The sequence below is a fragment of the Caballeronia calidae genome (assembly GCF_900044055.2).
Classification (GTDB): Bacteria; Pseudomonadota; Gammaproteobacteria; order Burkholderiales; family Burkholderiaceae; genus Caballeronia; species Caballeronia calidae.
The window spans coordinates 1-2,059 of sequence record NZ_FCOX02000234.1 but is presented as its reverse complement, the minus strand read 5'-3'; the positions used below and the strand labels follow the sequence as shown (position 1 = coordinate 2,059).

At 61.4% G+C, this 2,059-nt stretch carries 1 protein-coding gene and 1 pseudogene; both read left to right on the top strand.

Annotated elements, in window-relative coordinates:
* Positions 1 to 337, top strand: a pseudogene (locus AWB78_RS47420) (hypothetical protein); the annotation flags it as partial.
* A 982-nt stretch (positions 338 to 1,319) separates the two neighbouring features.
* A complete protein-coding gene (locus tag AWB78_RS42255) occupies positions 1,320 to 2,027 on the top strand; it encodes a reverse transcriptase domain-containing protein (RefSeq protein WP_232478134.1) in 708 nt (235 codons plus the stop codon).
* The last annotated feature ends 32 nt before the right edge of the window (positions 2,028 to 2,059 follow it).

The following is a 2,059-nucleotide window of genomic DNA, read 5'->3' as shown; positions in this document are numbered from 1 at the left end:
CGCGATCTGGTTGCTGCGGCCTGCGTTCTCTCGCCTGCGCAGTTTCATGTGGTTCGCAACTGCCGTGGCAGGCTTGACGGTGCGCACAGATTTGTTGGGCGTGACCAGCATCGTGCGTGCGCTCAAACTGCGCCCGACTCTGTACAACAAGCTGCGTGACAGCTTGCGCAGCGACGCTGTGCAGCTCGATCGGCTCTCGGCGCTGTGGACGCAGGCGGTGCTGCGCCTGTTTCCTGAGCCGCTACGCGTCAATGGTCGGCGCGTACTGGTGGGCGACGGCATCAAGGGAGCGCCGGGAGTCCGGCAAGGAGTAGATGGTGAAAGTCCATTACGATGAAGGTGTAGCGAACCACATCGGCCCCGAGCCGTGCGCAGGCGTCCGCGAGGATGTCGGCGAAGCGTCGGCAGGGGAGCGTGTAGGCCAGCCATTGAGCCGCGATATCCGTGTGATCCTGGGTGCGACGTCGTCCTTGAGACGGAAGGCAACACGACGGGGTGCGCTATCGCAAGCGCCCCGACGACCCGGCGCGGTCAAAGACCCTGGCATGCACGGACGCTCCTTGTGCGGGAACCGGGAGATCTCTCGTCTGGCCTGTCGCAGTACGGGCAGGTCCGCATCGGGAAGGCGAGGAGCCGTAGCCGATGATGAACGGACGGGAGAAGTCAGACTCCGCCATACTGTGCGCTGAGCAGCGCGTTGTTCAGGAGGGTTGAAGTCCCTCTGGCGCCCGGATGAGGGGCGCCATATCCGAAAGCGGGGGTAATGCCTCGCTGGCCGGAGAGGGGTGGAAGGTATGGAGAAGCCTATGCGGGCACGAAGGCGAAAGCCGGACACGGCCAAGGCGGACCTGAAGCCACCAGCTCGCTGTATCTCCGGAGGGCAGGGTGTCCATCGTGAGGTGGAATCCGAAGGGCATGAGGAGAAGTACCGGGCCGTAGTCGATGGGGGCTGCCCCGATGACGAACCGGTCGGCCAAAGGTGGGGCAAGGTCGAGCCTGCAATATGGAGGCGAAGGCGTTCTCATTCACCCACCGCACCAAGGTGTTTGCGGACGGCACGGTACGGAAGAACAGCGTGTGACCTCAGGAGGACTGGCACAGTCCGCGGATGGCACCGCGGGAAGTGAGCCTATAAGCGAGGAGCGAAGTGGCGAGCGGTGCTGTGTCAGTAGTCGGACGGCTGAGTAGTACCTGAAGCGTGGCCAAAACCACGTGACCGAGCAATCGGCGACGGAAGTGGGTCGGGGAAGGCAGCCGGCGAAGATGATTGGGAAGAACCTGGATGACAGCGAGTAAGGACACGGAGGAGGATCAGTTCCATGAGCGAAATACCCGTACATCCGCGCCCGAGGAGACTGTCTGACTGGATCAACCCGATGGAAGCAAGGAAGGTCCACTCATTAATTGACAAGGTTTATCAACGGAAGAATCTGGAAGTCGCCTGGGAGCGAGTCCGGGCCAACCGGGGCAGTGGCGGTGTCGATGGAATCAGCGTGGCAGACTTTGCCGAACAGGCGGGCCAGCATCTGGACCGTTTGCAGGCAGAACTGCGCGCGCGGACCTATCAGCCGCAACCGGTCCGGCAGGTCTCGATCCCGAAAGTCGGCAAACCGGGGGAGTTCCGCAAGCTCGGCATCCCGTCGATTTACGATCGCGTATGCCAGCAGGCGCTGCTCAACCGTCTGGAGCCGATCTTCGAGCCAGTATTCGACGAGGCCAACTTCGGCTATCGGCGAGGGCGATCGACACATGACGCTTTGCGCAAGATCTGGAAGGAGATCGAAAGCGGCAGGGAATGGATTGTTGATGCTGATCTGAAGGACTTCTTCGGTTCAGTTGAGCATGACAAACTTCTGTCGCTCGTTGCCCAGCGCATCGCTGACGGTCGGGTACTAGGCCTGATCAAGGCGATGCTCAAAGCCGGTAGTTTCGGCAAGGGTCGTCTCTTTCCGAGCGAGCGTGGAACGCCGCAAGGTGGGGTAGCTACGCCTCGTACAATGTTGCATACTTTTCGCTCCGTCGTCTGAATCATCCGAATTTTCGCTGGCGAATGCTCCCG